Annotated in this window: 6 protein-coding genes; 1 reads left to right on the top strand and 5 read right to left on the bottom strand. The window is 36.7% G+C overall.

The window, feature by feature from the left end:
• The coding region (gene recO / locus AC1DND_RS13985) for a DNA repair protein RecO (RefSeq protein WP_477582438.1) at positions 1-630 on the bottom strand (630 nt) is incomplete at its 3' end.
• Between the two features lie 121 nt (positions 631-751).
• Between recO and AC1DND_RS13980 the strand changes: the two genes are divergently transcribed.
• Entirely contained in the window at positions 752-3,103 is a 2,352-nt protein-coding gene (locus AC1DND_RS13980) for an efflux RND transporter permease subunit (protein WP_477582436.1), read from the top strand.
• Positions 3,104-3,179: 76 nt separating this feature from the next.
• Here the strand turns inward: AC1DND_RS13980 and AC1DND_RS13975 are convergent, their stop codons facing one another.
• Genes AC1DND_RS13975 through AC1DND_RS13960 form a run of 4 tightly spaced genes read right to left on the bottom strand, consistent with a single transcriptional unit; the run spans position 3,180 to position 7,405 of the window.
• Positions 3,180-5,036, bottom strand: a complete 1,857-nt coding sequence (locus AC1DND_RS13975) for an STN and carboxypeptidase regulatory-like domain-containing protein (protein ID WP_477582434.1) — start codon at positions 5,034-5,036, stop codon at positions 3,180-3,182.
• A 6-nt stretch (positions 5,037-5,042) separates the two neighbouring features.
• Positions 5,043-5,993: a FecR domain-containing protein gene (locus AC1DND_RS13970; protein WP_477582432.1), complete on the bottom strand. Its 951-nt coding sequence runs from the start codon at positions 5,991-5,993 to the stop codon at positions 5,043-5,045.
• A gap of 4 nt (positions 5,994-5,997) precedes the next feature.
• Positions 5,998-6,564 (bottom strand): RNA polymerase sigma-70 factor, encoded by a 567-nt coding sequence (locus AC1DND_RS13965; protein ID WP_477582431.1) that lies wholly within the window; start codon positions 6,562-6,564, stop codon positions 5,998-6,000.
• Positions 6,565-6,613: 49 nt separating this feature from the next.
• On the bottom strand, positions 6,614-7,405 hold the full coding sequence (locus tag AC1DND_RS13960) for an SDR family NAD(P)-dependent oxidoreductase (RefSeq protein WP_477582430.1): 792 nt from the start codon (positions 7,403-7,405) through the stop codon (positions 6,614-6,616).
• Positions 7,406-7,583: the final 178 nt, after the last annotated feature.

Here is a 7,583-nt window from a genome sequence, read left to right as displayed (position 1 = left end):
TCGTCGCTGTGTATTGCTCATTTTTATTTCAGAAATTTTTTCAAGTGGCGTATGAAAAAGCGAAATAAACCCGATGGCATCTTCCAATTGCAGGTAATTAGAATGGATTGGCAGTCTGGAAGTAAACTCGCCCTCTTGCAGATCGAAATAAACCTGGTCGTTTCGCCTTTTCTCATTAGGCGAGAAACCCAGAAAACGGGTAAGTTTTAATAAAAATGACAAATGAAAATTGGGATTGATCTCTTCAATTTCATCAAACCAGGCAATCGAATTAAAAATATAATCGAATAAACTCTCATCAGCTGATTGTTGCCTGATGCTTTTATATAGCACCTCATTTAAAAAAATAACGATACTGGTTTTAATCATATCGTAAGGAATGCTTTTAAAAACAGGTGTTTGCCGAACTTCAGATACCCTTTGAATATTGGTATTTGATTTATGATAAACCACCATATCCAACAAATGGAGCGATTGCAGCATGTTCATCTTAATCTTCGCTTTTGGCTTTTTAACACCATTAATTAGATAAGACTGCATGCCGAATTTATCAGTAAGCACCTGCACTACTACACTGCTTTCACTGTAATTGGTGGTCTTTAAAACAATGCCCCTAACTTTGTGCAACATCCGATTAAAACAATTTTTTCAAAAGTATGTTATTTGTGCAAATTTAATTGTGCAAAAAGTAATCACGTTTTACAAATAAGATTAGTTTTGCCGTTAATATTATTATTAAACTAAGCTGCACATGTGGGTTAAGCTATCGAGATTTATTCTTCAGAACCGTATCGCAATCATCGTATTTTTTTTATTAGGCACAATTTTCATGGCTTATCAGGCCAAAAATGTAAAACTCTCTTATACAGGGAGCAAAATCCTGCCCGTTACCGATAGTGCTTTTGTAAAATATAATGCCTTTAAAAAGACCTTTGGCGAAGATGGAAGTGTAATGGTGGTGGGAATACAATCGCCTGATATTTTTAAAAAAGAAGTTTACAACCAATGGGTCCAGCTTTCTAACGATATTCAGAAATTAAAAGGCATTAAGCAGGTTTTATCATCAGGAAGGATTTTTCAACTGGAAAAAGATACTGTAAACCAAAAATTTGTTTTAAAGCCGCTTCCTGGCGGTTTGGTTAAAACTGATGCTGAGATGGATTCGATCAAGAATACCATTTATAGCAATCCTTTTTTCGAAGGACTGGTTTACAACCGTCAGAATGCTACCTTAATGGCCATTACTTTTGATACCAAAATCTTAAATACTGCTGAGCGTAACCCTATTTTAAAAGAAATTGAAGCAAAAGCCAAAGCTTTCCAGGCCACAACAAAGATACAGGTGCATATTTCTGGCTTGCCTTATATCCGTACCGCGGTAAGTAAATTGGTAAGTAACGAATTCGTATTGTTTTTGGGCTTATCTATCTTGGTTTCTGCGCTAATCTTATTGTTTTTCTTCAAGAAATTTTATGCCGTATTCTTCCCTATTTTAGTGGTTGTGATGGGTGTTATCTGGAGTATAGGCACATTGGTACTATTTGGTTTCGAACTYACTATTTTAACAGGGCTGATTCCGCCGCTTATTGTAATTATTGGTATTCCAAACAGTATTTTATTGTTAAACAAATACCAGAATGAACTTAGAAAAGACGGCGATAAACAGCGTGCCTTAAGCGTAACCATAGAAAGAATTGCCATTACCACCCTAATTGCGAACATTACCGCAGCCATTGGATTTGGCGTATTGTATTTTACAGGAAGTGAGCTATTGATGCAATTTGGCAGTGTAGCCTCTATAAACGTAATGATTACCTGGTTAATGTGTTTATGTCTAATCCCAATTATCTTCAGTTATTTGCCAGCGCCTAAACTTAAGGCACAAAACCATGTTGAAGAAGGTTTTTTGCATAAATTATTAGTCAAAACCGATACACTGGTGCAGCACAAAAGTGGATTGATCTATATCGGAACGATTATCATATCCATCATTGCCTTTATCGGTGTGATGAAAATCAATGTTAATGGTTATRTAGTTGATGACCTGCCTAAAAACTCGGAGATTTTAACGGATTTAAAGTTCTTTGAGAAAAATTTTGAAGGTATTTTACCCTTAGAAGTAAGCGTAGATACGAAGAAAAAGAACGGCGTTTTCAATTTAACCAATCTGAAAAGAATGGAAAAACTGGAAAAAATGATTTCTTCCTATCCGGAGTTTTCGCGTTCCATTTCAGTAAATATGGGTTTAAAGTATGCCACCCAAGCATTTTACAATAACGATTCTACCTTTTTCCGCTTGCCAGATAATTTAGAAAAGAACTTTATCCTGGCCTACATCGCCAATGGTGGCAAAGGAAATGCAAGTTTGTTAACCAACTTTATCAGCAAGGGTAATCAAAGTACAAGGATCAGTTTTCAAATGGCTGATGTTGGCTCAAAACGTTTAGACGCCATTATGGCCAAATTAAAACCGCGGATCGACAGTATTTTGCCTCCATCTAAATTTGATGTAGAACTTACGGGATCGAGCATTATCTTTTCTAAAGGGACGGATTATATGTTAAAACATTTGGTTGAAAGTATAGCTCTCGCCATCGTATTGATCTCTCTTTTAAGGCTGATGCAGTTTAAGAGTTTAGGCATCATGTTTATTTCGCTGTTGCCCAACATTGTTCCACTAATTATTACCGCAGGGATTATGGGTTATTTTGGAATTTCCTTAAAACCTTCTACCATATTAATTTTTACCATCGCCTTTGGTTTAGCATCCGATCAGACCATTTATTTCTTAACCCGTTACCAACAGGAATTAAATCTGACCAATTTCAGCGTACCAAAAGTAATTACTGATACCATTACCGAAACAGGCGTGAGCATGACGCACATCGCTTTAATTTTATTCTTTGGCTTCGGAATTTTTACGGCATCTACTTTCGGAGGAACGGTAGTACTTGGCTTGCTCCTATCCATAACCTTATTGGTGGCTTTAATTTTCAATTTAACTTTATTACCCGCGCTGGTATTATGGCTAGATAAAAAGAAAGTAAGAAAGCTGGTATCTGATGAAGAATCGGCTAAAAATGCCGGTGAGTTTGACCATTAATTGAGTTTGGAGTTTTCAGTTAGCGGTTACAGAATAGATATCATTCATAGCCTTGGGTTTAAACCCAAGGCTATTTTTATAAAATCACCAAGCCCACATTCCAACCTAACCAACCTGTATATCTCGAATTATTAAAAGAGAAATCTTTATGTTTTTCCTGCAACAATCCAAACTCACCAATTTTGGTGTTTTGCCTGGTATAATACACATTAACCGATGGACCGCCCTGTATGGCCAGCCATTTATTTATCCTGATATTTATTGGCAGCTCAAATTTATTCAGTAGATTGAGGTAATCCCAGCTCCCTTGGTAAACATATTGGCTACTTATTTCGGGGTTTACTGAAACGCTTTTAAACAATTTCATTTCCTTGCCAAAACCTAAGCCTCCGGTATATATTTTTTCAGCTGATTTTTTGTTCGTGCCAAACATTAACATATTGTATAAACGTTTGCTGCCACCTTTATAAGCTACATTAAAATTAGTGCTTTCATTGGTGCTGAAACTAAATTTATGATAACCTTTTAATGCAATATTGATCAGCCCGATTGAATAGCCATCATTTTCGTTTGAAACATTTAATATCCCAACTTGGGCGCCTTTTAGGTTTTTGGCATAATTAATTGCGCCAATTTGCAATCCACTAGCAGTTTGTCCGGTAAAATTGGTGAGCACCGCAAGATTTACGCCACTGCTTTCTTTGTTGATATTGGCAATGCCACCAATCTGTATTCCACTTGTTCTACCGCTTACAACATTACCTCCGACTCCAATCTGAAAACCCTTGGTATCTTTGCTGACCAAGTTTAAAGCCCCAGTTTGAAAGCCCTTTAAGGTTCCGCCTATTGTATTAAGTCCTAATGAAAGTTGAATACCTTTCACATCTTGATTAACATGATTATAAATTCCACCTACTTGGAAACCCTCGAAACTCTTGCCTACGCGGTTATAAGCCAAGGCAATCTGAGCCGCCCGAACATCGCCTATCACATAATTAAACAGGCCGGCAATCTGCACTCCACGAACATCCCCCCCAACCAGATTAAAGGCCCCAGCAAATTGAAAATACTGCACATTACTCTTGTTAATATTAAAAATAAAACCAATTTCTCCTCCATCTACTCCTGCGCTATAAGCACCAATAACATTAAGCGAAAATTTGTTAACCACCTGACCGCTCAATGAGCCATGGGAATTTAAACTAGGAATAAGCGAAAACTGAAACGGGGCTTTTGAGATAAAACCACCGATATTGATCGACTGGATTTTTTGTTGTGCGGTAACCAAAGTATTGCCCAGCCAGGTATTTTCTACATCGCCCAAATTTCCGCTGATAAACCTTTCGCTTGGATTTTCTTTTCTATTGGTAATGTTCACCTCTGCCAAAAAATGGGTAACGGTAGACTTATAATTTTCTTTACTTACCGTTAGCGATATAGGCTGTGTAATGTTTTTTAACCGCATCGAAAAATAACCGTTCCCATCCGATATTTCTGAAACCAACAGGTTTCGTTCGTAAATACTGGCATCCTGGATTGGTTTATTGGTCTGTTTATCTACCACCTGGCCCGTAATGGTATAAAGTTCGGGGTTACCAACCGATTCATTAACCAATAAAACCAGTTCGAGCGGTGCATACCTGATAATCACAAAATTCCCCGATTGGCGGTATTCGAACCTATGATTTAATATTTTATCAAGCGTTTCCGCAATATTGAGGTTATTTTCGTGGATACTGATCAAACTATCAACCGGCAATATATTGCTGTTATAAGAAAACCTGAAGCCACCTTTCTCTTCTATCATCGCCAATACAACACTTAATTTTTGTCGCTCGATATTGAGTGAAATATTCCTTGACAAATTCGATTGAGCCCGCGCCAAGGAACAGAAAATAAAGAGAAAAAGAACAGTAATTTTGAGCGTACGCATTGATTATTATTTAAGTTTGATCATATCCTGCCTATACTCAACTTTGATTTTAAAAGTTTCAGCAATTACAGTCAGGATTTCCTTAAGCGATTCGTTTTTAAAAGTTGTGCTAATTGAAAGCACTTTTAATTCAGGATTTTCAATAACAATGTTGGCTTTAAATTTTTCATTAAGCACGGCAACGAGGTCGATAAGTGCTGTGCCATCACAAACCAATTCATTCGAATAATAGTAATTATACAACTTACCCTGATTTTCTCCTTTAGATAAATGCCGCTGATTTTGACTTAGCTCTACTTTCTCTCCAGCAGTTAAACGCACACTATCATTACGGTTGTTCACCTTAACGATCCCGCTTTCTACAATTACAACAACAGCTGCCCCATCGCTTTTCACATTAAACGCGGTGCCCACAACAGTTACCTGAACATCATTAACACTAATGATAAATGGTTTCGACTTATCGGCGCTTACTTTAAAAAAAGCTTCGCCCTTTAGTTTAACATCGCGGGTTTTATTAAAAAAACCTCCCACGAAAGAAAGTTCAGATTGTTTATTCAAAATTGCAGTAGAACCATCAGGCAACATTTGCGTTAAAGTATTTCCGCCACTATTTACGTTTATTTTATTGCCGATTAAATTGTTGTAGAAAAATAAGCCAGCACTAAAAAATATAAATACCACAGCCACCCAACGTAAAATAAATGTATAGCTGATTGTTTTTTTTTCAGTTTCTAAACGAGCATTTAACCGATCTAAAGCCTGATGCTCATCAATTTCGGGATCAATCTGCAGTTTGCTTTTCTCTAGTATCATCCTGAAATCTTCTAGCTGTTTCAAGTGGTCAGGATTTGATGCTGCCCACGCTTCAACCCGCTCGCTTTCGGACACAGTAGCCTCTCCAAGCAAGTATTTTGCAAGCAAATCATCGTTAATAGGTGTATAGTTTTTATCCATAAACTTATTTCAATAAAATAAAAATGAGGATCAAAAAATCTACTACCCTAAGGCGCAAAATCTTTAAGGCCTTCCCCATCTGGTTTTCTACCGTTTTGATAGAAATATTTAATGCATCGGCAATTTCCTGATATTTCATCTGATCGAACCTGCTCAACTGAAATACATTTCTGCATTTTTCAGGCAGCTCGTTTATTGCCGAATGGATATTCTTTTCCAGTTCTGTTGCCATGATTTCTGTATTTAAGTTTCCTGTATCGTTTTTCACAGCATCGGCATAATTAACCTTAAAATTCGATCTCACTTTCTGATGTTTCAAATAATTTAAACTTTCGTTGTGCACCGAACGATAAAGGAATGATTTCAAAAATCCATCTGTTTTAAGTTGTTCTCTTTTCGTCCAGATGCGTACAAATACATTCTGAACAATTTCTTCTGCATCATCTTTTTCTTTAATTATGGTAAAAGCATAGGCATGCAGGCTTTTGAAATGCTTTAAAAACACTTCGTCGAAAGCCTGTTTATTACCTCTTTTAATTAATCGGATAAGATTGGTGTCGTTACTTTTCATAAAGCTAAACCTGCAAGGTTTTTAAAACCTTACAGATTTCAGGTCAAATCTATGTTGTTAAAATCRATTTCAATTTACGCCTAATTATAATTTCTTTTAAAAAGCCCGGTATAATTTTATCCAGCACCACCAAAAAACGGTTTGCAAAACCTGGTATAATTTCTTTCTTGCCTTTCAGCATACCATCCATTGCTGTTTTGGCAACGTAATCGGCCTCTAAAATCGTCGCTTTTGCAAACCCCTTTAATTCATTGTTCATTACCAACAGCTCGGGTTTCGTATTAATGCCGCCAGGACTAAGCAAACTAATATGCACATTTGTACCGCTCAATTCGAGTTGCAAACAACGGGTAAAATAACCGATAAAAGATTTGGTTGCCCCATAAACCTGTTTTTTTGGAACGATAAAATGTCCGCCTAAACTGCCAACATTTAAAATATAGCTTGCTGTACTTTTATCGATATGGTTTAAAAATAACCGCGTAAGCAACACCGTATTAGTAATGTTGAGATCGATCTGTGTTCTATAAAAATCGACATTTTTATCTTCAAACCAACTCCAATTCCCTAAACCAGCATTATTGATCAAAACATTTACCTCGATCTTATTCGCCCTTAATTTTTCAAAAATTTCGCTTGCGGAGGTATTTTTGGTCAAATCTATTTCGATACAGAACACCCTACTGTTAAAGTTTACACGCAGGTAATTTGCTAAATATTCCAGTCCACTATTGGGTAGCGAAACCAATACCAAACCTAAACCACGTTTGGCCGATTCGATAGCGAAAGATTTCCCCAAACCCTCACTTGCGCCTGTAATCAATACTGTTAATTGTTTCATTTTTATACTTTTTATATATCGTCCCCGTTTGTAACGGGGATGCAGGAGAATGTCGATTTTATCGACTTTTGAATCACATAAAAGCTGTATAACACTAAATTCCATCCGATTTTGTCACATTGAGCTTGTCGAAATGCTTAGCAAAACATTTAAGCTAGTCCTTCGACAGGCTCAGGAT

The organism is Pedobacter sp. 01N416 (assembly GCF_056399685.1).
This window is presented reverse-complemented; position numbering and strand designations above follow the sequence as displayed.

Excerpts from the sequence above, each read along its gene's own strand:
- AC1DND_RS13965 (WP_477582431.1), bottom strand. The coding sequence starts at position 6,564 with ATGAAAAGTAACGACACCAATCTTATCCGATTAATTAAAAGAGGTAAT.
- AC1DND_RS13975 (WP_477582434.1), bottom strand. The coding sequence starts at position 5,036 with ATGCGTACGCTCAAAATTACTGTTCTTTTTCTCTTTATTTTCTGTTCC.
- AC1DND_RS13970 (WP_477582432.1), bottom strand. The coding sequence starts at position 5,993 with ATGGATAAAAACTATACACCTATTAACGATGATTTGCTTGCAAAATAC.